This window comes from Aestuariivirga sp. (assembly GCF_044238155.1).
Lineage (GTDB): Bacteria > Pseudomonadota > Alphaproteobacteria > Rhizobiales > Aestuariivirgaceae > Aestuariivirga.
In genome coordinates this window covers 22,910-49,077 of record NZ_JBIIDX010000002.1, presented here as the reverse complement: position 1 = coordinate 49,077, position 26,168 = coordinate 22,910, and the positions used below count along the sequence as shown (strand labels likewise).

Sequence of the window (26,168 nt, the reverse complement as noted above, 5' to 3'; positions counted from 1 at the left end):
ATGGACTCCCGCGAAATGCTGGATGTCAGCATGGTCGCATCCCTGGCGGGCGAACTTTCAGGTGGTCGGCTATCCCGGCGACGCCCTTTCCGCGCGCCCCACCATTCGGCGTCGATGCCGGCTCTTGTGGGTGGAGGCCTCAGGGCGAAGCCCGGCGAGATGGCGCTTGCCCACAACGGTGTTCTTTTTCTCGATGAGCTGCCGGAATTCCAGCCACGAGTACTTGAATCGCTGCGACAGCCGATGGAAACCGGCCAAACAGTCATCGCCCGCGCCAACTATCATGTCACCTATCCTGCGCGATTCCAGCTGGTGGCAGCAATGAACCCGTGCAAATGCGGAATGGCCGGTGAGCCAGGCCACACATGCCGCCGTGGACCGCGTTGTGCGGCTGATTATCAGGCAAGACTGTCAGGCCCCTTGCTTGATCGCATGGACATACAGGTCGAACTCTCCGCCGTCAAAGCGGCTGACCTTGCACTTCCAGCGCCCAAGGAAACCAGTGCTGACGTGGCACAGCGGGTCCTGGCAGCCCGAAGACTGCAACAACGACGTTATCACGAACTGGGCCGGCCCGACCTTCACACAAACGCAGAAGCAGATGGCAGATTGCTGGAAGGCATCGCATCCCCCGATGCCGCCGGCCTATCCTTGCTCACAGATGCAGCAGCCGCCATGAATCTTTCTGCACGTGGCTATCACCGGGTCATGCGCGTGGCACGGACCTTGGCAGATCTCGATCAAAATCACCAGGTATGTCGCATCCACATTGCCGAAGCACTCAGCTACCGCCAGAGACTTCGCTCATTCGATACGGCTGCCTGACTGCGGTTAATCAAAGATTAACCACATCTTCTGCCCGTAAGTCTTTTGCAATCCGACCATGGCAATTAGACAGCGATGAGTGACACTGACCACAGATTCATCGAAGCCAGCTTGGAACCAACAGCTGAAGGTCTGGCGCCAGATGCCAGTCTGACGCGCGCCCTGGAGCAGCTGGCGCGCCCCGAAGTTGGTTACGGCACATTGATAGGGTCTTCTTCGCTGGTCGCATTGCTCAGTGGACTGGCAATTGCGACCGCTCTATCCACTGGTTCTCGGAACCTCGTTCTTGGCCTCGTCGTTGCGGGTCTCATTATATCGATCGCCATCACACTGGGACAGTTCTTCTGGCGCAAGGCAACACGCCGGCGCCTTGCCGCTCTAGCCACAACAGCCGAAGCTCTGCATGAAGCCAGGCTTCGAGCAGAAGCATCGAACAACGCAAAATCCAGATTTCTTGCTGTGACCAGCCATGAAATCCGGACACCGATGAACGGTGTCATTGGAATGATTGGCCTGCTGCTGGAAACGCCGCTTACTGCAGAGCAGCGGAACTATGCAAGAACAGCAGATGCATCTGCCCGAGCACTTCTGTCGATTGTCGATGAACTGCTAGATGCATCACTGGCTGAGCGTGAAAAATTGCCAGTCAAGCATGCGGGTTTTGACCTCACATCGCTAATCGAGTCTGTCACTGAATTGCTCGCCCCTCGTGCTCACGCAAAGAGCATTGAGATATCCTGCTTCATTTCTGCTGAAATTCCACCGCTCGTGGTCGGTGACGAAAATCGGCTGCGGCAGGTCATGCTCAACCTGTGTGGCAATGCCATCAAGTTCACCTCACATGGTGGCGTCGCGATAAGTGCAACGTTATCACCGGTACATGACCTCGTAATCACGGTGACTGACACCGGCATCGGCATGTCAACGGATGAGCAGGCGCGTATTTTCGACGAATTCACACAGGCTAACCAGGACACCCGCCGGCTGTTTGGCGGTGCCGGACTCGGACTTGCCATTTCGCGACAATTGATCGAAGCAATGGGCGGTACGATAACGGTCAAGTCAACACCCGGGCAGGGTTCAAGCTTCAAGGTCAAGTTACCTTGCAAAGGGATTTCTGAGCCCAAAAACAAGTTGCAACTGACAGGGCGGCATTTCATCGTTGCCGGCCGTCCAGCCATAACCATCGAACATGTTCAAGCCACGCTCACGGAAAACGGAGCTACCATCGCACGGCTCACTGAGCCGCATGGCTTAGAAACGCTGCTAAAAGACAGTGAAATAACCGGCACCACTATGGTAATCTGCGACAGCGATTTCGCAGAACTCATCAGGGAGCATGGAGCAGCGTCAACTCTCAAGACTTTGGTGATCATCCGATCGGAACAACGACGTCAATACCAGCATCTCCTCAGCAAGCCTGTTTCCGGCTATCTGCTGAAACCATTTCGAAGACAGTCGCTGCTAAGGCTGGTAGAACTGCCTCAGGAAGCAACGATTGACACGGCCATAGAAGACTTGAGAAAAATCGTTGAGATTGATCGCTCAACTATTCCGCTCCGTGTTCTTCTGGCTGAAGACAACCCGGTCAATGCCCTTTTGGCCCAGACCGTTCTGCGGCGTGAAGGCTATGAGGTAACCCACGTCAGCAACGGGCAAGACGCCCTTGTGGCCTTGAAGACAGATACAAGGCCTGACCTTGTCATCATGGACGTCGAGATGCCCGTCCTCGATGGCATTGAAGCAACACGGCAGATTCGCCGGAACGAGCAGATCCTTGGCCTTCAGAGGCTCCCCATTCTGGCTCTGACGGCAAATGCGCATCGCGAAGACATCGTCGAATGTCTCCATGCGGGCATGGACGGATACCTGTCAAAGCCCTTCGACCGCCAAGACCTTGAAGATACAATCAACCGACTGGTAACCCGTCAGACCGCGGCCTAGTACGTCATAATGCATTCACAAAGTTCGGGTTTGTAACCGGTTGCCTGCTAAACAATAGACGGTCGAAAATGCGCGACATCAACGTTGCACGCGGTCAATTGATTCTCCGTCAGGCGTCAGGGTCTAATGAACTTCTGGCCTGCCAACGTCTTCGCTACAGGGTCTTCTACGAGGAAATGAAGGCAAGAGCAGACGATCTCACAGTTGAGCAAAAAATCGACCGCGATGAATTCGATTCCATCTGCGATCACTTGATTGTAGTCAACCAAGGCCCAGGGGCACAGGATGATCCCGTTCTGCTGTCAGACGGGCAACTGATTGGAACCTATCGATTGCTGCGCCAGGAAGTTGCCGAAGCAGCGATTGGTTTTTATTCGCAACGTGAATTTGATATTGTGCCATTGATGAAGGCCAAGCCCAGCCTGAGGTTTCTTGAACTTGGCCGGTCTTGCGTGCTCAAACCTTTTCGCACCCGACCGGTAGTTGAACTACTCTGGCAGGGAATCTGGAACTATGTTCGTGCTTACAACATGGATGTAATGCTGGGCTGTGCAAGCCTCGCTGGCACTTCACCTGCTCTGCATGGGCCGGCGCTGAGCCTTCTTGCAGAGGCGATCCCGAAATCCGAATGGCACGTCAATGCACTGCCGGATAAACGGATCGAGATGCGTCTCTTGACATTGTCTGAACCAGAAAAGCGGCGCGCGCTTATGTCTCTGCCACCCCTGATCAAAGGCTACCTAAGGCTTGGCTGCTATATTGGTGATGGTGCCGTGGCTGACGAACAGTTCAATACGACTGATGTCTTGGTCATTCTTCCTGTATCAGCGATAAGGTCGCGCTACTTCACCCATTTTGGAGCCCCTGTGGAAGCAACCGAGCGAATTGACCGACCCCTCGGGCAGCAACCATACGCCTAGAGCAAGAACCGACCTGATTGAATTGAGCCGCCGAAGGGATTTTGCGGTGTGATCAGGAGAATGGCGAAGAGCAGGCTGCAGCCCAGTCAAGCCATCCAACACCGCCAAGGCACGAAAAGCCCCAGCCCTTCGGGTTTTCTGGCGGCGGGCGTTTTGTTCGCAGCACTCCTCACGAAGACCCCGAGTGGTTGTTTCACACCGCTCCTGCCGGCCACCACCGCTGCGCCCGAACGGCGCTGCTATAATACACTCTAGCGGTTGATGTCGTGGGCGGCAATGGCAGCGAGATTGAGAATTTCAGACGCAGTAGCAGACATCGACGCAATCTGTACTGGCCGGTCAAGGCCTGTCAGCAACGGCCCAACAACGGTAACGCCACCCAGCTGCTGCAGCATTTTTGTTGAAATAGACGCTGAATGTGCAGCCGGCATGACCAGTACATTTGCCGGACCCGTCAATCTGCAAAATGGATAGAGTGCCATGGCCTCGCGCGACAAAGCCACATCAGCCGCCATTTCTCCATCATACTCGAAATCAACATGTCGGCCATCAAGCTCCGAAACTGCATTGCGCACATATTCGGCACGTTCACCACGCGGATAGCCAAAGGTTGAATATGACAGAAAAGCAACCCTCGGTTCGTAACCAAAACGTCGTGCAACGCCTGCCGCCTCCTGGGCTATGTCTGCAAGCTCCGTGGCAGACGGCAGTTCATGAATCGACGTATCGGCGATGAACACGGTGCGGCCTCGTACAAGAGCCATTGACACGCCAATGGGACGGTGACCAGGCCGATGGTCGATGGCCTGACGAACATTGTCCAGTGCAACCGAAAAGTTGCGGGTGAGTCCGGTGACCATTGCATCGGCGTCACCCATTGCAACCATGCAGGCCGCGAAGACATTCCGGTCCTGGTTAACCATGCGCTGACAGTCACGGAGAAGGAAGCCGTTGCGCTGCAGCCGCTCATAGAGGTAATTTGCGTAATCAACGTTGCGCTCGGACAGCCTGGCATTCGAGATCTCGACATTCTCATGAAGTTCCAGAGTACCGCTCTGAAGGGTTCTTTCGATAGCGGAGTCACGGCCAATCAGTATGGCGCGGCCAAGGCCTGCGCTGGCAAAGCTATTCGCTGCCCTGATCATCCGGTCCTCTTCACCTTCCGCAAAGACGACACGCCGCGGCGCAACCCTGACTTTCTCGAACACGCTCTGCAATGTACCGGCAATAGGATCAAGTCTTGCAGAAAGCGTACGTCCATATTCGTCGAGATTTGCAATGTGCCGACGTGCAACACCACTCTCCATGGCTGCTTTAGCCACGGCGACAGGAACAGTTGAAATCAGGCGCGGATCAAAGGGCACTGGAATGAGATAGTCCCGGCCGAAGCTTGGCCTTGTCCCATGATAGGCGACCGCAACTTCATCGGGCACATCCTCGCGTGCTAGACCCGCAAGGGCCTCAGCTGCTGCAATCTTCATCTCGTCATTGATGGTCCTTGCCCGGACATCAAGAGCACCCCTGAAAATGTAGGGAAATCCGAGTACATTGTTGATTTGATTTGGATAATCGGATCGGCCCGTGGCCATGATCGCGTCCGGCCTCACCTTGGAGACCTCCTCCGGAGTGATCTCGGGGTCAGGATTGGCCATGGCAAATATGATTGGGTCAGGCGCCATGCTGCGAACCATGTCTGGTGTAAGGGCACCGGCTACAGAAAGTCCGAAAAAAACATCTGCGCCGACCAGTGCGTCTGCGAGGCTTCGCGCAGGCGTGTCAGAGGCATGGGCTGACTTCCACTGGTTCATGCCCTCGCTTCGCCCTTTGTAGACCACGCCCTTTGAATCAGCCAGGATGACATTGGAATTGGGAACTCCAAGAGATTTTATGAGTTCGACACAGGCAATGGCAGCCGCACCCGCACCGTTACATACGATCCTGACCGAAGAAAGAGTCCGGTTTGTCAGATGAAGCGCATTGATGAGTCCGGCTGTGGCAATGATTGCCGTTCCATGCTGGTCATCATGAAAGACCGGGATATCCATCATCTCACGCAACCGTTGCTCTATGATAAAGCAATCAGGCGCTCTGATATCCTCAAGATTTATTCCGCCAAAGGACGGGCCGAGATACCGAACAGAATTAATGAATTCATCGACATCCCGGGTATCGACCTCCAGATCAATGGAATCTACATCAGCAAAGCGCTTGAAGAGTACCGCCTTTCCTTCCATGACCGGCTTTGAGGCCAGAGCCCCGAGATCACCAAGCCCCAATATCGCGGTACCGTTGGAAATGACGGCAACGAGGTTTCCCTTGGCCGTATAGTCATAGGCAGTTTCCGGTTCTTCAGCGATCCGGCGTACCGGCACAGCCACGCCAGGGCTATACGCAAGCGACAGATCGCGTTGGGTGGCCATCGGCTTGGTGGGATTGATTTCAAGTTTGCCCGGCTTTCCACGGTTATGGAATTGCAGGGCCTCCTCGTCAGTGAAGGACGGCCGGCGTGGCTTTTGGTCCATGGCATACCCCGAATTGGTTCAAAAAGCGTCCCGTCCGAGACTAGAGAGAGCAGGGCTGATACTCAAGCATCCCGAAATCCTGTCTTGTGCCAAAGATGCCTATTTCTGCTATGGATAGACCGTGCACAATTCAGACCATAGCAGTGACGAGGCCGGGGGTAATCCCGGACAGCGCCCCACGCCCATCATGGCCCAGTTTCTGGTGCTGAAACAGGCAAACCCGGGAAGCCTGCTGTTCTTCCGGATGGGTGACTTCTATGAACTGTTCTTCGAAGATGCGGAAGTTGCAGCTGCAGCCCTGGGCATCACCCTCACCAAACGTGGTAAGCACTTGGGCCAAGATATTCCCATGTGTGGCGTGCCGGTACATGCCGCTGACGGGTACCTTCAGAAACTGATACGTCTCGGTCACCGTGTGGCGGTTTGTGAACAGCTTGAAGATCCCGCTGACGCACGCAAGCGAGGTTCGAAAGCGGTAGTTCGCCGCGATATCGTACGCCTCGTTACCCCAGGTACACTGACTGAAGATACGCTTCTCGACTCCCGGACCAACAATTTCCTCCTCGCCGTGACCCATAATAGCGCGGGCGGGCAGGTCGCAATTGCCTGGGCTGACATAAGCTCTGGTGAACTTGCAGTCACGCTGACTGACGCCAACCGGCTGGCTGCTGACCTCATGCGTCTTGATCCGCGGGAAATAGTTGTTCCAGAGCGCCTCTTTGAAGACAATCAAATGTTTGACGCCTTGTCCCGGCCAGGCGCGCCCATCACTCCCATTCCATCAGCGCGTTTTGATTCCATCTCATCAGAACAGCGACTTAAACAGCATTTTGAGGTTGATGCGCTCGAAGGGTTCGGAAACTTTTCCCGCATTGAGATCTCTGCTCTCGGCGGCCTTCTGGACTACATCATCATTACCCAGGCTGGCCAAATTCCACATCTGAGACCACCGCGCCAGGACATCGCATCAGAAACGCTGGTCATAGACCCGGCGACCAGGGCCAATCTGGAGCTTTCACGCACATTGCAGGGAGAGCGTCGAGGCAGCCTGCTTTCTGTGATTGATCTATCCGTCACAGCTGCAGGCTCTCGCTGCATCGCGCAGCGACTCTCAAATCCTCTCTGCGATCCCTATGCCATCGCCCATAGGCTCGATGATGTGTCGCACTTTTTGAATGATGGACTGCTCCGAAACGATGTTCGGCAACTTCTATCTGCAATGCCAGACCTTGAACGAGCTCTGGGCAGGCTTACAGTGGGGCGAGGCGGCCCACGTGATCTTGCTGCGATTCGTGATGGCATTGACATTGCCAGAACACTCGCCAAGCGAATGTCCGGTCATGGGACGCTGTCAAACCTTCCTCGAAACCTTGGTGAGGCCCATGACATTCTCAGCTGGGCAGATGAGGAACTGTCAAGCGAGCTTGCTTCTGCTCTGAACACTGACCTGCCTGTGCAGGCTCGCGATGGCAATTTCGTGCGAGCTGGGTACTCAAGCGAACTCGATGAAAACCGTACGCTAAGAGATGAAACGCGTCAGGTTGTGGCGCAACTTCAAAGTCAGTATTGTGAGGTCTCTGGAATTAAGTCACTCAAAATAAAATACAATAATGTACTTGGTTACTTTATTGAAATTTCTGCCAACAATGCTGAGGCGCTCAAGCTGCGCAATGGCGCAGAGATCTTTATCCATAGGCAGACTGTGGCAAATGCCGTTCGATTCGTGACGGCAGAGCTTACGACGCTTGATCAGAGGATTGCAGCCGCAGCCGATAAGGCGCTTGCTCTAGAACAGGAGATCTTTACGAGGCTCTGCAGCATGACCATCGCTCGCCGGAACCTTATTTCTCAATTGGCAACGTCAACCGCCAACATAGACGCGGCTTCCGCGCTTGCCGAACTTGCTGAACGCCGACGTTATACTCGGCCGCGAGTAGATGGAACAGTCCGCTTCTCCATCAAGGGGGGCCGACACCCTGTTGTTGAAGCAACCCTCCAGGACGGCGCTTCTGGATCTTTTGTGGCCAATGACTGCGAATTGTCGGGCGACACCAAACGTCTATGTCTTCTAACCGGTCCAAATATGGCTGGCAAGTCTACCTTCCTACGCCAGAACGCTCTCATTATCGTCCTGGCACAGATGGGATCCTTCGTTCCTGCCACTGAAGCACACTTTGGAGTGGTCGACAGGCTTTTCAGTCGCGTGGGTGCAGCTGATGATCTTGCACGCGGGCGCTCCACCTTCATGGTGGAAATGATCGAAACCGCGGCAATCCTCAATCAAGCCTCCGAAAAGTCTTTCGTCATCCTTGACGAAATTGGGCGTGGAACAGCGACTTATGATGGCCTGTCAATAGCCTGGGCAACACTTGAGCATCTTCACAGCATCAACAAGTGCCGCGCTCTGTTTGCAACCCATTATCATGAACTGACTACCCTGGCAGGGAAACTCGCTCATCTTGCAAATTCAACGATGAAGGTAAGGGAATGGCAGGATGAGATCGTATTTCTGCATGAAGTCACTGCAGGGGTTGCTGATAGGTCCTATGGCATTCACGTTGCAAAACTTGCTGGATTGCCGGCAGGCGTCATAAACCGTGCGCAGGCAATATTGGACCGACTCGAACGCACAGGGAGCTCTGCAAACACCCGCACTTTCATGGATGATCTTCCGCTTTTTGCCACGCTCACACCAACTCAACGCCATGACTCAGAGGTTGAACAACGATTGAGAGGGCTCGTTGCAGATGAACTATCGCCACGAGAGGCCCTTTCCATCATTTACGAGCTGGTCGCTATGCTACGGGGACAGCAAAAGCAATGACTGCAACCCAGAACAGTGACCTTATGAGCCCAGACTCTTTGGGCCACCTTTTTCGTGACGCAAGATCAGCGGAACAGCGCAGTCCAACGGATCTGAGGCCAATTGTTGTAAAAATTTTAAAGGATGCTCTTCGTCAGGCTCATGTCATTGCCGAGAAACAGTTGCTTGCCGATGGAAATGGCACCGCGTGTGCCCAGTTTCTGAGCGATACACAAGACAGACTCGTTCAAGAACTCTTTCAGTTTGCCAATGGTGAGATTTTCCCTGCTGAAAAAAGTCAGGGGCAGATATCAATCGTGGCAGTTGGTGGCTATGGCCGCGGCACGCTGGCGCCGGGATCAGACATTGACCTGTTGTTTGTTTTGCCATCTCGGCAAACCAATCGGACAAAAAATATCGTCGAATTCATTCTGTATTGCCTGTGGGATGCCCGCCAAAAAGTTGGCCATGCAACACGCAGCATCGATGAATGCATCAGGCTGGCAAAATCAGACAATACCATACTGACTGCAATCTTGGAGGCGCGCTTCATCTGTGGGGATCAAGAGCTGTTCCAGAGGCTGGTAACTGAGTTTCGGCGGGACCTTTTGAGCCGCGACAGCAAGAAATTCATTGCAGACAAACTGGCTGAGAGAGACGTAAGGCATATGAAGGCGGGCGAGACCCGGTACCTCGTCGAGCCAGATGTAAAGGATGGAAAAGGTGGACTGCGTGACCTTAACACCCTTTTCTGGATTGCAAAGTACATGTACGCAGCGGACTCCACGGATCAACTGGCTCAAAAAGGTGCTTTTTCAAGAGACGAACTGGCCGTCTTCAAGAAATGCGAACGATTCCTCTGGGCGGTGCGCTGTCACTTGCATTTCCTTTCGCGACGGGGAGAGGACCGACTGAGCTTTGACCGCCAGCCAGACATTGCCGAACGTCTTGGATATAAAGCGCGTGCCGGACTGAAACATGTCGAGCGTTTCATGAAGCACTATTTCCTGATTGCAAAAGATGTTGGTGATCTCACAAGAATATTCTGTGCCAGTCTGGAAGCAAAACACGTCAAGGATGTTCCAGCCATTGGTCGCATGATAGGACGCCTGGTCTCAAGAACCTCGGGCGTGATCGAGAAGGCTCCTGATTTCAAAATCGAAAGTGGACGCATCGTTCCGCTCGTTGATGATGTTTTCAACCGCGACCCTGTGAATATCATTCGTCTGTTTACCGCCGCAGGCCAGACAGGCGCGGAAATTCACCCCGATACTCTGAAACTTTTACGGAAATCTCTCGGTGCTATCAGGACGATACTGAATAATGCTGAAGCAAATGCTCTGTTTCTTGGTTTACTCACATCGTCGGAGGATCCAGATATTGTTCTTCGCATGATGAATGAAGCCGGAGTTCTTGGCCGATTCATTCCCCCATTCGGCCGGATTGTCGCCATGATGCAGTTCAACATGTATCATCATTATACCGTTGATGAACACCTGATCCGTGCTGTGGGGCAACTATCGGCTATAGAGCGTGGACGGTTGGCGGATGACCATCCACTTTCAACGGCGATTTTCCCGACCCTCATGAGCCGGCGCCTTCTCTATGTAGCTGTTTTCTTGCACGATATCGCCAAAGGACGGAAGGAGGATCACTCCATCGGAGGTGAACGCATTGCGCTTGACCTCTGTCCGCGACTCGGACTCACCCCACCTGAAACGGAGACCGTTGCATGGCTAATCCGCCATCACTTGCTGATGAGCGAAACATCGCAAATGCGGGACCTGAATGACTTCAAGACAATTCTGGATTTCTGTGCCGTCGTGCAGAGTTTGGAGAGACTAAAGCTCTTGATCATTCTCACTGTCGCCGATATTCGCGCCGTTGGGCCAGGCGTATGGAACGGCTGGAAAGGCCAGTTGTTGCGCACACTCTACGCCGAAGCAGAACCCGTTCTCACAGGCGGGCATACCGCGGTATCACGGCGGGATCGGATCGTGGCGGCGCAGACGGCATTTTTCTCACGTCAGGACGACTGGCGCGAAGATCAGAAAGTGTCATATGCAGCCAGACACTATGATGCATATTGGTTGGGAACATCGACCGATGAGCAAATGCGTCATGCCACGCTCATATCACAGGCCTCACCGAGGAGCATTGTAACCAGTCTCGAAACAGATGCGTTTACTGCAATAACGGAATTGACGATTTACGCACCGGACCATCCCCGCTTGCTTGCCCTCATCACTGGAGCCTGCGCAGCGGCAGGCGCAAATATCGCAGGCGCCCAGATCTTCACCACCACAGATGGAATGGCGCTCGACACGATCTTAATCCAGCGTGAATTCCAAGATGAAAATGACGAGCGTCGTCGTGGTGAACGAATTGCGGAGCTTGTCCGCAAGGCACTCCGGGGTGAACTCCGACTGAAGGAGGCTGTGTCACGGGCCTATAAGCCACAGCAGCGCATCAAGGCATTTCAGGTCGAGCCACGGGTCATCATTGACAACCAGTCATCTAATCGTTTCACAGTGATTGAAATCAACGGCCTCGATCGGCTTGGCCTGCTGTATGAATTGACAGAGGCTCTCTATACACTCAACATCAACATAGCGTCCGCACATATAACGACATTTGGCGAGAAGGCCGTAGACGTCTTTTATGTTACTGATTTGACGGGCGCCAAAATCGAAAGCGCGGCACGACACAAGCATATTGAAAATGCACTGCTGGATATTCTGCGGCCAGCACAAGCCGCTGTAGCTGGAGTCTGATACCTAATGTCTCTTTTCAGATCAGCCGCGACTGTGGGAGGCTTCACCCTTGTCAGCAGAGTGCTTGGCTTTCTACGGGATCAACTGATTGCCTTTACTCTTGGTACAAGCTTTGTGGCAGAGGCCTTCTTTGTAGCCCAACGCTTCCCAAATCTTTTCCGCGCCCTTTTCGCAGAAGGCGCCTTCAACAGTGCCTTTGTTCCACTCTTTGCCAAGAAATTTGAAGGCGAAGGACTTGAAGCCGCCCAGAAGTTTGCCATCGACGTCTTCAGCGTTCTGCTTGCCTGGCTGTTGCTGTTCTCAGCTGTGGCGATGATGACGATGCCCTTTCTCATCTATGTCATTGCACCTGGTTTCAAGGGGGACGAAGCTCAACTCGGGCTTACGGTCGAATTAACCCGTATCTGTTTCCCATATCTCTTGTTCATGTCTCTTACAGCTCTTCAGTCAGGCGTTCTAAATAGCTTAAACCGGTTCACGGCGGCAGCAGCGGCCCCCATCCTCCTGAACGTCGTAATGATAGGATCAAATGTGGTTGCCTGGCTTCTGGCAACCGGCAACACGCCGGCGACGGGCCACATTTTTGCCTGGGGACTGTTTCTGGCAGGTGTTGCCCAATACGCTTTTCTAGCCATGGCGTGCAAGCATGCAGGCATACGGCTGATGCCTGCTCGACCCAGACTGACGCCGGACGTGAAACGTGTGATTGCTCTGTCGTTTCCAGGAATCGTATCTGGCGGAGTGATGCAAATCAATCTGCTCATTGCTACGATGATAGCAACAACACTCGATGGTGCAGTGGCGTTCTTGTACTATGCCGACAGGCTGTATCAACTGCCCCTCGGAGTTATCGGAGTGGCGATCGGGATTGTTCTGCTGCCAGATCTTTCGAAGTGGCTTAGATCAGGAGACAGCGCAAGCGCCATGCGGAGCCAGAACCGGGCTCTTGAGCTTTCGATGTTCCTGACACTGCCATCTGCATTTGCCCTCATGGCAATACCACAACCTATCATCCACACAGTGTTTGAGCACGGGGCATTCACGCGGGACGACACATTTGCTGTAGCGCCGGCCTTGCTGGCCTTTGCCATCGGACTACCGGCTTTTGCGCTCGCAAAGGTTCTTCAACCCGCATTTTATGCGCGGGAAGATACGAGGACCCCCATGCGGTTTGCGATCATCTCTGTTTTGGTCAACGTCATTGGCAGTCTTGTCCTATCCCGCTATCTGGGCCATGTGGGCATCGCATTGGCAACCTCAGCTGCTGCATGGGTCAATGCAGCGCTACTCGCCATGTCCTTGTCCAGACAAGGTCTTTTCGTCCTCGACGAAAGATCCAGGACACGATTGCCACGTATTTTCCTGTCAGCAGCCATCATGGGAGCCCTGCTGCTGGCAGGAAATGAGCTTGTTCGGCCAAATTATGACCCCATGGCAGGTTTCCTTGCGGCAGCTTGGGCACTTCTGGCTCTCGTGTCTGCCGGAATTGTGAGTTATTTTGCTGTTGCGCACCTGACCGGAGCTATGCGTCTTGACGAGCTCCGTATGATGTTGCGGAAGTGAGTTTGGTGTGGGGAGCGTTTGCCATGACTGACAGGCCAGATGACGAGACCGTAGCATTCGGTTTCCGCCGTGTTGAGGAGTCTGAAAAGCAGGACTTGGTCAATGAGGTATTTTCAAGAGTTGCCTCACGCTACGATCAAATGAATGACCTGATGTCAGCGGGCCTCCACCGGCTGTGGAAAGATGATCTCGTCACTATTCTGAACCCCGTCCGTGGTTCTTCCAGCTACAGCCATCTCGACGTTGCCGGTGGTACCGGAGATGTTGCATTCCGAATTCTCAGAGCCGGCGGGCCAAACCTTAGGGTGACAGTTGCCGATATCTCGCCGGAGATGGTCAATGAGGGCCGCAAGCGGGCTCAGATCGAGGGATTGTCAGAAAAGTGCAGCTTCACAGTGGGCAATGCAGAGGCGCTGGCTTTCGCCGACAAGACCTTTGACAGTTATACGATTGCATTCGGCATCCGCAATGTAACCCATATCAACAAGGCCCTTGCCGAGGCCTACCGCGTTCTCAGGCCGGGGGGGCGGTTTCTCTGCCTTGAATTCTCGCATGTGGACTTGCCTGTTCTTGACAGCCTATATGATGCCTACTCCTTCACAGTAATCCCGGCGGTTGGCAAGGTGGTGACAGGTGATGGTCAACCCTATCGATATCTTGTCGAATCCATCCGAACGTTTCCTAAGCAGGAACAGTTCAAGCTCATGATTGAACAGGCTGGCTTTGCAAATGTCAGCTTTCGGAACCTCACTGGTGGAGTGGTCGCAATCCACTCTGGCTGGCGGGTGTGATGTTCGCTTCACTCCTCAATGTCTACAGCCTCATGCGAGCCGGACGAACTCTGGCCACTTATGATGCTCTCCTGACACCGGAACAACGCAAACAGCTGCCATGGTCAGCCCGGGCAGCACTGGCGATTGCAAAGATTGGTGCGAGCAAGCCTGCTCGTGATGATAACAATAGTCTTGCTGCCGCGCTCTCGGCCTTGGGGCCAAGCTACATCAAACTTGGACAGTTCCTGGCGACACGACCCGATCTCGTAGGGCCAGAGCGGGCATTCGAGCTGAAGGCCCTACAGGATCGTCTTCCGCCATTCCCAACCGAGATAGCCAAATCGATCATCCAAGAAAATCTTCGGGTCGGCGTTGACGCTATCTTTCAGGAGTTTGGTCCTCCAGTTGCCGCCGCCTCCATAGCTCAAGTCCACAAGGCAAGAACGTCGGATGGCCGCGAAGTTGCCGTCAAGGTCCTCAGGCCAGGTGTCGCAAAACGTTTTGCTGCCGATCTGAGCAGTTTCTACTTTGCGGCAAGGCTGATGGAGCGCTTCAGCCTGGAAGGTCGACGTCTGCGCCCCGTTGCGGCTGTGCGAATGCTCGAAAGCTCCATGAAACAGGAGCTAGACCTGCGCATGGAGGCAGCTGCTATTTCTGAAATGGCGGGAAACATCCGCAATGACCCCGGCTTCCGGGTTCCACAAGTGGACTGGACTCGCACCAGCCGCGAGGTCCTTACAACTGAATGGATCGAGGGAACGCCAATTTCAGATCTTTCTGGACTGAAAGCGCAGGGATTCGATCTTGTCACGCTTGGCGATACCGTCATTCAGAGCTTCCTGCGCCACGCAATACGGGATGGCTTCTTCCATGCCGACATGCATCAAGGTAATCTGTTTATTGACCGACAAGGTCAGCTTGTGGCGGTGGACTTTGGAATAGTCGGACGACTTGGACGCAAGGAGAGTATGTTTCTTGCCGAAATACTCTACGGATTCATAACCAGGAACTATCTGCGGGTCAGTGAGGTTCATTTTGAGGCAGGCTATGTTCCAGCTGAGCACGATCCGGCGGTCTTCGCACAGGCGATCCGTGCCATTGGCGAACCTATCATGGACCTGCCAGCCAGCCAGATCTCAATGGCGAAATTGCTCACACAGCTTTTTGAAGTGACGGCTCAGTTTGACATGAAGACACAGCCACAACTTCTCCTGCTGCAGAAAACCATGGTAGTTGTTGAAGGTGTTGCCAGAACACTGAACCCGAATTTGAACATGTGGTTGTCGGCCGAACCAGTTGTGAGAGAGTGGATTGAACGCAAGCTTGGTCCCGCAGGTAAGCTCGAATATGCAACGGAAAATCTGGGACAATTTCTGGCAGGCCTGCCAGGAGTGCTGGAGGACGTGAAGCGCAGCGCCGCCCTGTTTGCTGGCACAGCAGGAAGCAGAGGGCTTCGGCTTGACCCCGAAAGTATCCGATACATGGTCGAGTTGCAGGGTGAGCCAAAGCGCTGGATGGTTTTCTGGCTGGCTGTTGGCGCCATATCCCTTGCACTCATTGCCACCCGGCAGCTGCTATGATGCGGGACGATCGGAACATTTGAGTACTGGCAGAGTGAGAGTGTAGACATGATAGCTGGAAAATCTGTACTTCTCATCATCGGGGGCGGTATTGCCGCTTACAAGGCCCACGAACTCGTAAGGCTCCTCAAGACACGTGGTATCAGGGTCCTTATCATCATGACACAGGCCGCCGAACAGTTCGTGACGCCTCTGTCGCTGGCGAGCCTCTCAGGCGAAAAAGTCCATACTGCTCTGTTTAATCTCACTGATGAAGTCGAGATGGGACATATCCAATTGTCACGCGCAGCGGATCTTGTTGTTGTCGCGCCCGCCACGGCAGATCTCATGGCCAAGATGGCAAACGGTCTGGCAAATGATCTGGCGACGACGGCATTGCTTGCAACCGATAAGCCTGTGCTGATCGCGCCTGCCATGAATGTGAGAATGTGGCGGCATCCCGCAACAGTGACAAATGCCCAAGCACTCAAGAACCGAGGCATTGCCTTTGTGGGTCCGGATGAGGGTGAAATGGCCTGTGGGGAGTTTGGACCTGGGCGGATGTCGGAGCCAGTAGAGATTCTTAACAAAATCATTTCCATGCTTCAGCCGCAGGCTCTGCCACTGAGCGGAAAAAAGGTCGTGGTCACAGCCGGGCCCACGCGTGAACCCATTGATCCTGTTCGCTTCATTTCAAACTATTCATCCGGAAAGCAAGGCTATGCCATTGCGCGCGCCGCAGCGAAACTCGGGGCAGACACTGTCCTCGTCTCCGGACCGGTCGCACTCGCTCCTCCCGCTGGCATAAGAGTGATAGGTGTTGAATCAGCCCGGGAGATGCTGACTGCATGCGAAGCAGAATTGCCTGCCGACATTGCCATATTCACCGCTGCCGTAGCTGACTGGCGGGTGGCTGAACAAGAGACTGACAAAATTAAAAAGTCTAATGGCAGTTCACTTCAGCTATCCCTAGTCGAAAATCCCGACATACTTGCCACAATCACCAGCCACCAACTGCGACCCGAAGTCGTTGTAGGTTTTGCTGCCGAGACACAGAATATTCATGTGCATGCACTTGAAAAGCTCAACAAAAAACGTTGTGATTTTATTGTCGCAAATGATGTCAGTCGCGGAACGGGCGTCTTTGGCGGCGACATGAATGCAGTGCATTTCATCTCTAGATCAGGAATTGAAAGCTGGCCGGCAATGAGCAAGGACGAGGTCGGTCTGATGCTGATGGAGCGGCTGGCTGGACATCTTATTCCAGAAGGTAGGCCATCCTCATGATCGCCGTGAAGATCAAGCGTCTGCCACATGCTGCAGACCTTCCTCTGCCGGCTTATGAAACCGCAGGATCAGCCGGCATGGATCTTCGGTCCACGGAGAGTCTGACGCTCCAGCCAGGTGCCCGAAGCCTTGTTCCAACCGGGCTCGCCATCGCACTGCCCCAAGGCTTTGAGGCTCAGGTGAGGCCACGCTCTGGTCTGGCAATCAAGCATGGCATCACTGTCCTGAATGCGCCAGGTACGATTGATAGTGACTATCGCGGAGAGGTGAAGGTTCCGCTTATCAATCATGGCAGTGAGGATTTTGTGATCGCCAGAGGTGATCGGATCGCACAGCTGGTTATTGCACCAGTTGCACAGATCGAATGGTGTGAAGTTTCTGTACTTAACGAGACAGCTCGGGGGTCAGCCGGGTTTGGCTCTTCGGGCAGGAAGTAATGGTACTTTCATCAGATGAGATTGAGCGCTATGCGCGACACCTCGTCCTCCACGAGGTCGGTGGACCTGGACAGAACCGATTGAAAGCATCGAAGGTTCTGGTGGTCGGCGCAGGAGGACTGGGAGCCCCACTGCTCTGCTATCTGGCGGCAGCAGGAATTGGCACCATTGGCATCGTGGATCACGATACTGTCGCTATCTCCAACCTTCAGCGCCAGATCATTCATTCAACTGCAGCAATCGGCGTTGCGAAGACGACAAGCGCTCGAAATGCCATGCTCTCATTAAACCCTCACGTGACCGTAAATGAGCATAACCTTCGACTGACCAGCAAGAATGCCCTTGCCATCATTTCGCAGTATGATGTTGTTGCCGATGGCTGCGACAATTTTCCGACGCGCTTCTTAGTCAGTGATGCCTGCTATTTTGCAAAGAAGACACTTGTGTCTGCCGCAGTCGGACAATTCGATGGACAACTCTGTACCTTCAAGCCCCACGAACTCTCGCCAGATGGGTCACCCTGGCCCACCTACCGCTGCCTCATGGGCGAGCTTCCCCGGCGTGGATTGTTTCCAGCCTGCGAAGAAGCGGGCGTGCTCGGTGCGCTCCCTGGCATCATGGGATCCATGCAGGCCATGGAAGTGATCAAGGAATTGATTGGAATTGGCGAAAGTCTTGCCGGCCGCCTGCTGATGTACGATGCTTTGGCGTGCCGCTTCTACGAAACGCGCCTCAGATGGAAAGCCGATAATCCGTTAACGGGTCACAGGCCATCAATCACGTCGCTCACCGAGGAAAACTACCTCGATCATCCTGGCGCGTGAGAGAGTCAGGACTGCTTAAGGTCCTCTGGACGCGGCATGGAAATGATGTTGTATCCGGAGTCGACGTAGTGGATTTCGCCGGTTACGCCACCCGATAGGGGTGAAAGCAGGTAAAGCCCGGCTCCGCCCACCTCATCAAGTGTAATGGTACGCCGCAGGGGTGCGTGATCCTGTTGGAAATTGAACATGGCCCTGGCATCGCCAATTCCGGCACCTGCAAGGGTCCGCATCGGTCCGGCCGAAATCGCATTCACGCGAATTGACTGCGGTCCGTAATCAGCTGCGAGATACCGCACAGATGACTCGAGAGCTGCCTTGGCGACACCCATGACATTATAGTTCGGCATGACCCGGACAGATCCGCCGTAGGTGAGCGTTACAAGAGAGCCGCCATTTGGCATCAAATCTGCTGCACGCTTTGCGACTTCCGTAAATGAAAAGCAGGAAATCACCATGGTTCTAATGAAGTTGTCTCGGGTTGTATCGGCGTATTTTCCCTTGAGTTCGTTCTTGTCAGAGAAAGCAATTGCGTGAACAACAAAGTCAATTGAGCCCCACTGGTGCTTCAACTCGCTGAAGACCGCATCGACTGTCGTGATGTCCTCAACATCACAGGGCAGCAGGATTTTCGAACCAACAGACTCGGCCAGCGGCTTGACCCGCTTGCCAAAGGCATCTCCTTGATAGGTAAAGGCCAGCTGGGCCCCGTTCTGAAAAAGCTGCTGTGCTATACCCCAGGCAATGGAATGATCATTGGCAACACCCATGACCAGCCCGCGGCGACCTTCCATCAGTGGTTTTGTCATTTGATGATCAGCCGTTGTAGCGCTGGAAGACAAGAGAGGCGTTAGTGCCGCCAAAACCAAAGCTGTTTGACATCACCGTGTCAATTTTTGCATCGTCGATTCGCTTTTGCACGATCGGAACATCTGCAAATTCCGGATCCAACTCCTCAATATTGGCGCTTTCACATATGAAATTGTTTCTCATCATGAGAATGGAGTAGATCGCCTCTTGTGCACCGACCGCGCCCAGCGAATGTCCCGTCAGTGATTTCGTTCCAGAAATCGGCGGGATCTTGTCACCAAAGACGTTTCTGATCGCCTCGATCTCTTTCTTGTCACCAATGGGGGTCGACGTTGCATGTGGATTTATGTAGTCGATGACATCGACCCTGGACATGGCCTGCTGCATGCAGCGAACTGCCCCTTCCCCCGATGGCTGGACCATATCATACCCGTCTGATGTTGCACCATAGCCAACAATTTCAGCATAGATTTTCGCACCACGTGACTTTGCGTGAGACAACTCCTCGAGAACCACGACCCCGGCGCCGCCAGCAATGACGAAACCGTCGCGGTTCTTGTCATAGGCGCGCGACGCCTTGTCGGGCGTAGCGTTATACTTGCTTGACATGGCGCCCATGGCATCGAAGAGGACGGAAAGCGTCCAGTCCAGCTCTTCGCCACCACCGGCAAACATCACATCCTGCTTGCCCCATTGGATCAGTTCTGCAGCGTTTCCGATGCAATGTGCAGACGTCGCACAGGCAGAGGAGATGGAGTAGTTCACGCCACGTATTCCAAACGGTGTCGCAAGTGTTGCAGAGTTGGTGCTGGACATGGCGGCCGGGACAGCAAATGGTCCGACGCGCTTCGGGCCCTTTTCCCGCGTCGTATCTGCAGCCTGAACGATTGTGCGGGTCGAAGGCCCACCAGAACCCATGATGATCCCGGTCCGGTCATTCTTTATGTCGCTGTCCTCAAGACCCGAATCCACGATGGACTGTTGCATGGCGGCAAAATTCCAGGCTGCACCGTCACCCATGAAACGACGGACCCGACGGTCCACGCTTTCAAGGTCAAAAGTCGGGGCACCATGAACCTGGCAACGGAAACCCAGCCTTTCGTAGTCAGGTGCTTTCACGATGCCAGACTTCGCTTCGTAAAGCGAATTCAGGACTTCCTGCACATTGCTGCCAATACTCGATACAATCCCGAGACCGGTTACGACGACGCGCCGCATAGTGTTTCCTTTCTCAGGCCGTGGGCTGGAAAAGCCCCACCTTCATGTCGGTGACCTGGTAAACCGTCTCGCCATCAGCTTTCATGATGCCATTGGAGACGGCCATCTTCAGCCGGCGCAGAACCAGACGGGTGATTTCCACCTCATAGGTAACCCGCCGGATAATCGGTGTGACCATTCCGCTCAGCTTCACTTCACCCACGCCAAGCGCCCGACCGCGACCGGGTTCTCCAAGCCAGCCAAGAAAGAAACCGGTCATCTGCCAAAGTGCATCAAGGCCCAGGCAACCTGGCATAACGGGATCACCCTTGAAATGGCATCCAAAAAACCAGAGGTCGGGCTTGATGTCGAATTCGGCTACGATCTTTCCAAGTCCGGAAGAGCCGCCATCCTTTGAAATCTCAGTGATGCGGTCAAACATCAGCATCGGCGGCAGCGGCAACTGGGCATTGCCCGGACCAAACAGCTCGCCCCTTCCGCACGCGAGAAGGTCGTCATAACCAAAATGCGATCTCGATCCGCTCATTCTGCCTCAGTAACCCGGTAACGTCCGGCCAGACCGGAACAGTCCTTTAATATCACAAGGAAATTCATGGTCCAAGCCCACAAGTAGACCAGCCGGCCAGGCCGCGACAGGGTCACTGTTGCGTTGCGAAAGGACTTTGGCCTATAGAAGCAGGTGTGATGGACTTGACTCCGAAGAAACTTGCCGACCGGCTGAGATTGGCCGGGCTACGCCCGACGCGCCAGAGGCTGGCCCTCGCCACGATCCTTTTTGGGTCCGGTGACCGTCATGTCAGCGCCGAGTCGCTTCATCAGGAGGCGCTGTCCGCGGAAATCGGCGTGTCACTCGCCACAGTCTATAATACGCTGAATCAGTTCAAGGCTGCAGGATTGCTGCGTGAAGTGGCATTTGAAGGGCACACGACGTTTTTTGATACCAACACATCCAACCACTTCCATTACTTTATTGAAGAGACGGGCTCTCTCGTCGACATCGGAACGACGGGTATCGAACTGAAAGGCCTGCCCCAACTACCGCCCGCCACCGAGATCGATCGGGTGGACATCATCATCCGATTGCGGAAGACAACGGATAAGACGGCCTGAGCTTCAAAGGCCCACACCGGCCAACATTCCCGCTTCCCAGCCGAGGATGGCCTGCTTTCGCGTGAGGCCCCAATGGTAGCCGGTGAGACCACCGGATTTGCCGAGAACCCGGTGACATGGCACCACAAAGGAAATCGGATTGCGCCCAACCGCCGCTCCGACCGCCCGTGATGCCTTGGGCTGGCCAATGTGCGCGGCAATGTCAGAATAGGCCGTGGCCTGTCCTAGTGGTATTGTAAGCAACGTTTCCCAGACCCGGGTCTCGAAATCCGTCCCTATGAATACGATGCGAAGTGGCTCTTCGGGACGCCAGCGCATCGGGTCGAAGATCCGCCTCACATGCTTTGCCGTTGCCTCGTCATCTCTTTCGTAATTTGCCTTCGGCCAACGGGCCTTCATGTCAGCGAGGCAGGCATCTTCCTGACCCGGATCTGCAAATGCAAGACCACAGAGTCCACGGTCGGTCATCATCAGCAGGACGACGCCAAATGGGCAGGGATGAAAGCCGAAACGGACAAGAATACCCTGCCCGCCAGCCTTGTAGACACCGGGACTCATTCCTTCATGGGTCACAAAAAGATCGTGAAGGCGACCAGGGCCAGAAAGACCCACCTCATGGGCTGTTTCCAGGATACTGACCGACCCCCGCAAGAGATTTCGTGCATGATCAAGGGTCAGCGCCTGCAGGAAAGCCTTGGGGCTCAGGCCAGCCCAGCGCATGAAGAGGCGGTGGAGATGGTCGGGAGTAACGCCGCAACTGCTTGAGAGTTCTTCAAGAGATGGCTGGTCACGCCAGTTATTGCGAAGATAACCAAGGGTCTGCCGCACCAGGTCATAGTCCCTGGCTGCCTGCTCAAATGATGCAGTCTTGGTCATAGCTCAGAAATAGCGTCGACAACAGCTCATTCCCACCCGAAAATCGGTCATATGCGCGGGATGGCAAGTGCGGCACGCAGGGCGCTTGCAAGGCTTTTCCGCTCGTCGGGCGCCAGGAAACTGCCGAGAAAGATGCGTGTCTGGCCAGAAACGAGGCTGAGATGACCGATCAGATCGCGCTCAACATCCTCCTCTAGCTCTACGCGCACCCAACGGCGGACAAGACATTGCTGTTCCGGTTGTTTCTTGTCTCTAAAGCGCTCAACGATCACCTCATGCTCGGTTATGGAAATGCACTCCATCCGGCGGGCATCTGCAAAATTTACCCGGAATGCCCACCAGACTAGAAGAACATCAAGCCCGGCAAACCAGGCAACTGGCCAGGCACCCACGACCGTGAAAAGACCTCCCACCACCAGATTGACAAGAATTACCAACACCATGACAACAAGGAAGCCCTGCCGCGTCAGACTGCGGTGAGGGGTCAGCGTTGCCTTCCAAACTTTGGTTTTGCCAGGGTCCATGATCTTTCCGAATTGCTGGGCAAGGGAACACAGAAATAATGCCAAAATCAACCCGCCTGAAACAGGACGAGATCGCCGAGATCTTCCGGCGCTTCCGGGACATGAACCCTGAGCCAAAAGGTGAGTTGCACTATGTCAATTCCTATACACTTCTGGTTGCTGTCGTCCTGTCTGCACAAGCTACCGACGAAAGTGTCAACCGTGCAACGGCCCATTTGTTTTCTGTTGCTTCGACACCCGAGGCCATGATCAAACTGGGAGAAGACAGGCTTCGCAACCTTATCAAATCCATCGGATTGTACCGCACCAAGGCGAAAAACGTCATTCTGCTCTCGCGGCAATTGATCGAAAAGCATCACGGGCAGGTTCCAGATGACCGGGAAGCCCTAGAATCTCTTCCTGGAGTTGGCAGAAAGACAGCGAACGTCGTGTTGAACACAGCCTTCGGTCACCCGACGATCGCTGTGGATACTCATCTGTTCCGGTTAGGAAACCGCACAGGTCTGGCACCCGGAAAAACCCCACTTGAGGTAGAACGAAAACTTCTAAAGGCCGTCCCGGAGATTTACGGCCGTCACGCCCATCACTGGTTGATTCTTCATGGCCGTTATACCTGCAAGGCTCGTCGACCGGAGTGTTGGAGGTGCCCAATAGCAGACATCTGCCGTTTCAGGCAGAAAACCGCCGCACCGACTTGAAGACATGGGTAAAAAACGATGTTGCAAAAAGTGGCACAGCAAGATTGACGATTGGCACAAGCGACAGGAGTGCCGGAACAGTTCCTGCGAGAAGTACCGAGGGTCCGTTCTGCCTTCGCAAAACCGCAGCCGATTCAGACGACATATGGCGCCTTGCAACCATCTCGAAGTATTCCCGGCTCAACAGGTAGGCATTGGCGAGGATAAGGGCCACAACGCCAAGACCAATGACGACCGCAGGAAGTGCAGCAATATTGACGGCCAGCATCAACAGAAAGAACTTTCCTGAGAACAGCAGAGACGAGCGTAATGGCAATGCCTGGCCAGGCGGGTCGTCTGGATAGTGATGTCTCTCGACAATCTCGGCGACCTGATCAAGGAAAAGTCCGGCAAAAGCCGCAGCCACTGGGGACATCAGAAAGAAGAAAGCAACCACCAAGGCCAGTCCAGAGCCAATCACGGCTATGTTCTCGGCCCATGGCCATGGAAACTGGGCAAGCAACCCCACGACAAGCGGCACCAATATGATCACAAAAATAAACAGAGCACCCGTGAGGCCGATCGCTTTGGCAAGAATCAACCGAAATTGCGGTGAAACCACATCACTGAACGCCATCAGCGCAGCCTTGAGCATGCCCTTGTCTATCGCGCGACAGCCAAAAATGGAAGCTCGTTCCTGCCAACCACATTGTAAAGGCCATGCTTGCCAGAGGGGACACTCTTCGCTAGGGCGACATACATGGAACGATGGGAGATGATCGATGGGCCGCTCTGAATTCAATGTGCTTTGCATCGGCAACGCAATCGTGGACGTGATCACACGGGTGGACGACGAATTCATCACACGCCATGGGCTGGTCAGGGGCTCTATGAGACTTATCGATGAACGTCAGGCTGAAACGCTTTACGCAGAGATGGGTCAGGCGGTTGAAGTCTCAGGTGGTTCTGCTGCCAATACAGCTGCAGGCCTGGCCTCCCTCGGTAGCCGTGTTGCCTATTTCGGCAAGGTGAAAGAAGACCAGCTTGGGGCAATTTTTCGCCATGACATGCGTTCTCAGGGCGTTGTTTTCGACACACCTGCGGCTGTAACGGGCCCGGCTACGGCGCGTTCCTTTATTCTGGTCACAGGCGATGGTGAGCGCACCATGAATACATATCTTGGTGCCTGCGTGAACTTCTCGATGATGGATATCGACAAGGCAATGGTGGAGGCTGCGGAGGTCACCTATATGGAGGGCTATCTGTGGGATCGGCCTGAGGCCAAGGATGCCTTCAAGCTGGCTTCCCAGCTTTCTCGGGCAGCTGGCCGCAAGACAGCCCTGACGCTCTCGGATTCTTTTTGTGTCGAGCGTCACCGTGACAGTTTTCTCGAACTGATTCGAGGTGGTATCGATATCGTCTTTGCCAATGAGGCTGAGTTGAAGTCACTGTATCAAACGACAGACTTTGATGCAGCTCTAAAAAAGATTTCTGGAGATTGCTCGATCGCCGTGATTACGCGCTCTGAAAAGGGATGCGTCGTGGTCGCGGAAGGTAGGTTACATGAGAGTCCTGCCTTTCCAGTGAGCCGGGTTGTTGATGTCACGGGCGCGGGTGATCTCTTTGCAGCAGGTTTCCTCCATGGTTTTACGGCAGGGCGGCCGCTTCACGAATGCGCACGCATCGGCTCCATGGCTGCTGCCGAGGTCATCTCCCATATCGGCGCACGACCAGAGGTCAACTTGCAGTCCCACGCCATTCAACTGGGCCTGCTATAGTTTCCGCAGGAAAACGCTACGGATAAAATGATCCGTTCCTTTTCGAAGCACAAGATCCGCGCGCGGCCGCGTGGGCAGGATGTTTTCTCGCAGATTGACCAGATTGATGGTGTCCCAGATACGGGTTGCAGTCTCTCGGGCTTCCCGGTCAGAAAGTTTAGCATAACGATGAAAATAGGATTTGGGGTTTTGGAAGGCGCTGTCCCGCAGCGTGAGGTAGCGTTCGATGTACCAGCAGCGAAGGTCTTCGGTATCAGCATCAAGATAGATCGAAAAATCAAAAAAGTCCGAGGCATTTGGAATCCCGCGCCCATCCCGAGGGGGTCGTCCGGTTTGCAGGACGTTCACTCCTTCAACGATAAGAATATCGGGCTGATTGATGATTGTGTGCTCATTCTTGAGGACGTCATAGGTCAGATGTGAGTAGAGGGGAGCCGCCACATCCTGCTTGCCGGCTTTGATATCTGACAAGAACCTCAGAAGCGCAGGAAGGTCATAGCTTTCCGGAAATCCCTTTCGAGTCATCAATCCTTCGCGTTCAAGAACCGCGTTGGGAAGCAAAAAGCCATCAGTAGTTACAAGATCGACCTTCGGATGTTTTGGCCAGCGCGCCAAAAGCCGCTGCAGAATGCGCGCAGTCGTGCTCTTGCCAACGGCCACACTGCCAGCCATTCCGATTACATAAGGAACCTTGCGATCGGTGAGGTGGAGAAAATTATTGGTAGCCCTGAACAGCCCCAGGGTTGCGGCAACGTAGAGGTTCAATAGCCGGGACAGTGGCAGATAAATCGTTTCCACTTCAGCCAGATCAACCCGGTCATTAAGGCCGCGAAGCTCGTCCAGGTCCTGCTGAGTGAGCGTCATGGGAGTGTCTGCACGAAGGGCGGCCCACTCCTCACGTGCAAAACGCCGGAAGGGCGAGACCTCTTTTACCAGTTCTTCCATGG

22 protein-coding genes are annotated in these 26,168 nt (G+C 54.3%); 14 read left to right on the top strand and 8 right to left on the bottom strand.

The genetic code is table 11. The annotated features are described in order from the left end of the window. From ACILRN_RS00580 to ACILRN_RS00570, 3 genes are all read left to right on the top strand, one after another. A partial coding sequence (locus tag ACILRN_RS00580; protein WP_395684641.1) for a YifB family Mg chelatase-like AAA ATPase occupies positions 1–825 on the top strand: 825 nt, incomplete at its 5' end. A gap of 75 nt (positions 826–900) precedes the next feature. Then, the gene (locus ACILRN_RS00575) at positions 901–2,769 is read left to right on the top strand and encodes a response regulator (RefSeq protein ID WP_395684640.1); all 1,869 of its coding nucleotides are present in this window, start codon (positions 901–903) and stop codon (positions 2,767–2,769) included. Positions 2,770–2,837: 68 nt separating this feature from the next. After that, positions 2,838–3,689, top strand: coding sequence for a GNAT family N-acetyltransferase (locus tag ACILRN_RS00570; protein ID WP_395684639.1), 852 nt, complete (start codon positions 2,838–2,840; stop codon positions 3,687–3,689). A gap of 251 nt (positions 3,690–3,940) precedes the next feature. Here the strand turns inward: ACILRN_RS00570 and ACILRN_RS00565 are convergent, their stop codons facing one another. After that, entirely contained in the window at positions 3,941–6,211 is a 2,271-nt protein-coding gene (locus ACILRN_RS00565) for an NADP-dependent malic enzyme (RefSeq protein WP_395684638.1), read from the bottom strand. A 121-nt stretch (positions 6,212–6,332) separates the two neighbouring features. Between ACILRN_RS00565 and mutS the strand changes: the two genes are divergently transcribed. The 8 genes from mutS to ACILRN_RS00525 are packed head-to-tail and all read left to right on the top strand — an operon-like array spanning position 6,333 to position 18,231. Continuing rightward, positions 6,333–9,035: a DNA mismatch repair protein MutS gene (gene mutS / locus ACILRN_RS00560; protein WP_395684637.1), complete on the top strand. Its 2,703-nt coding sequence runs from the start codon at positions 6,333–6,335 to the stop codon at positions 9,033–9,035. Further along, positions 9,032–11,788 (top strand): [protein-PII] uridylyltransferase, encoded by a 2,757-nt coding sequence (locus ACILRN_RS00555; protein WP_395684636.1) that lies wholly within the window; start codon positions 9,032–9,034, stop codon positions 11,786–11,788. The genes mutS and ACILRN_RS00555 overlap by 4 nt, the downstream gene beginning before the upstream one ends. Positions 11,789–11,794: 6 nt before the next feature. Then, complete coding sequence (gene murJ / locus ACILRN_RS00550; protein WP_395684635.1) at positions 11,795–13,351, top strand: murein biosynthesis integral membrane protein MurJ; 1,557 nt, start codon at positions 11,795–11,797, stop codon at positions 13,349–13,351. Between the two features lie 23 nt (positions 13,352–13,374). Beyond that, a complete protein-coding gene (gene ubiE / locus ACILRN_RS00545) occupies positions 13,375–14,142 on the top strand; it encodes a bifunctional demethylmenaquinone methyltransferase/2-methoxy-6-polyprenyl-1,4-benzoquinol methylase UbiE (RefSeq protein WP_395684634.1) in 768 nt (255 codons plus the stop codon). Continuing rightward, positions 14,142–15,704 (top strand): 2-polyprenylphenol 6-hydroxylase, encoded by a 1,563-nt coding sequence (gene ubiB / locus ACILRN_RS00540; RefSeq protein ID WP_395684633.1) that lies wholly within the window; start codon positions 14,142–14,144, stop codon positions 15,702–15,704. The genes ubiE and ubiB overlap by 1 nt, the downstream gene beginning before the upstream one ends. 48 nt (positions 15,705–15,752) lie before the next feature. Beyond that, positions 15,753–16,970, top strand: a complete 1,218-nt coding sequence (gene coaBC, locus ACILRN_RS00535; RefSeq protein WP_395684632.1) for a bifunctional phosphopantothenoylcysteine decarboxylase/phosphopantothenate--cysteine ligase CoaBC — start codon at positions 15,753–15,755, stop codon at positions 16,968–16,970. Next, on the top strand, positions 16,967–17,407 hold the full coding sequence (dut, locus tag ACILRN_RS00530; RefSeq protein WP_395684631.1) for a dUTP diphosphatase: 441 nt from the start codon (positions 16,967–16,969) through the stop codon (positions 17,405–17,407). The genes coaBC and dut overlap by 4 nt, the downstream gene beginning before the upstream one ends. After that, the gene (locus tag ACILRN_RS00525) at positions 17,407–18,231 is read left to right on the top strand and encodes a HesA/MoeB/ThiF family protein (RefSeq protein WP_395684630.1); all 825 of its coding nucleotides are present in this window, start codon (positions 17,407–17,409) and stop codon (positions 18,229–18,231) included. Before dut ends, ACILRN_RS00525 begins: the two co-directional genes overlap by 1 nt. Positions 18,232–18,236: 5 nt before the next feature. On the opposite strand, the gene fabI is transcribed toward ACILRN_RS00525, so the two are convergent. The 3 genes from fabI to fabA are packed head-to-tail and all read right to left on the bottom strand — an operon-like array spanning position 18,237 to position 20,782. After that, complete coding sequence (gene fabI / locus ACILRN_RS00520) at positions 18,237–19,037, bottom strand: enoyl-ACP reductase FabI (protein ID WP_395684629.1); 801 nt, start codon at positions 19,035–19,037, stop codon at positions 18,237–18,239. A 7-nt stretch (positions 19,038–19,044) separates the two neighbouring features. Then, the gene (fabB, locus tag ACILRN_RS00515; RefSeq protein ID WP_395684628.1) at positions 19,045–20,256 is read right to left on the bottom strand and encodes a beta-ketoacyl-ACP synthase I; all 1,212 of its coding nucleotides are present in this window, start codon (positions 20,254–20,256) and stop codon (positions 19,045–19,047) included. A gap of 13 nt (positions 20,257–20,269) precedes the next feature. Then, complete coding sequence (fabA, locus tag ACILRN_RS00510) at positions 20,270–20,782, bottom strand: 3-hydroxyacyl-[acyl-carrier-protein] dehydratase FabA (protein WP_395684627.1); 513 nt, start codon at positions 20,780–20,782, stop codon at positions 20,270–20,272. A gap of 158 nt (positions 20,783–20,940) precedes the next feature. On the opposite strand from fabA, the gene irrA reads away from it, so the two are divergent. Beyond that, entirely contained in the window at positions 20,941–21,366 is a 426-nt protein-coding gene (gene irrA / locus ACILRN_RS00505) for an iron response transcriptional regulator IrrA (RefSeq protein WP_395684626.1), read from the top strand. Positions 21,367–21,369: 3 nt separating this feature from the next. On the opposite strand, the gene ACILRN_RS00500 is transcribed toward irrA, so the two are convergent. Both ACILRN_RS00500 and ACILRN_RS00495 read right to left on the bottom strand, forming a co-directional pair. Then, on the bottom strand, positions 21,370–22,242 hold the full coding sequence (locus tag ACILRN_RS00500; protein WP_395684625.1) for a methylated-DNA--[protein]-cysteine S-methyltransferase: 873 nt from the start codon (positions 22,240–22,242) through the stop codon (positions 21,370–21,372). 47 nt (positions 22,243–22,289) lie between these two features. Further along, positions 22,290–22,766, bottom strand: coding sequence for a DUF2244 domain-containing protein (locus tag ACILRN_RS00495; RefSeq protein ID WP_395684624.1), 477 nt, complete (start codon positions 22,764–22,766; stop codon positions 22,290–22,292). Between the two features lie 38 nt (positions 22,767–22,804). On the opposite strand from ACILRN_RS00495, the gene nth reads away from it, so the two are divergent. After that, positions 22,805–23,464, top strand: coding sequence for an endonuclease III (gene nth, locus ACILRN_RS00490; protein ID WP_395684623.1), 660 nt, complete (start codon positions 22,805–22,807; stop codon positions 23,462–23,464). On the opposite strand, the gene ACILRN_RS00485 is transcribed toward nth, so the two are convergent. Next, on the bottom strand, positions 23,436–24,305 hold the full coding sequence (locus tag ACILRN_RS00485) for an EI24 domain-containing protein (protein ID WP_395684622.1): 870 nt from the start codon (positions 24,303–24,305) through the stop codon (positions 23,436–23,438). The two genes, nth and ACILRN_RS00485, sit on opposite strands and share 29 nt — an antisense overlap. Here ACILRN_RS00485 and ACILRN_RS00480 point away from each other — a divergent pair. Then, positions 24,226–25,221, top strand: coding sequence for an adenosine kinase (locus ACILRN_RS00480; protein WP_395684621.1), 996 nt, complete (start codon positions 24,226–24,228; stop codon positions 25,219–25,221). The two genes, ACILRN_RS00485 and ACILRN_RS00480, sit on opposite strands and share 80 nt — an antisense overlap. Here ACILRN_RS00480 and coaA read toward each other — a convergent pair. Then, positions 25,216–26,166 (bottom strand): type I pantothenate kinase, encoded by a 951-nt coding sequence (coaA, locus tag ACILRN_RS00475; protein WP_395684620.1) that lies wholly within the window; start codon positions 26,164–26,166, stop codon positions 25,216–25,218. The two genes, ACILRN_RS00480 and coaA, sit on opposite strands and share 6 nt — an antisense overlap. Positions 26,167–26,168 lie beyond the last annotated feature (2 nt).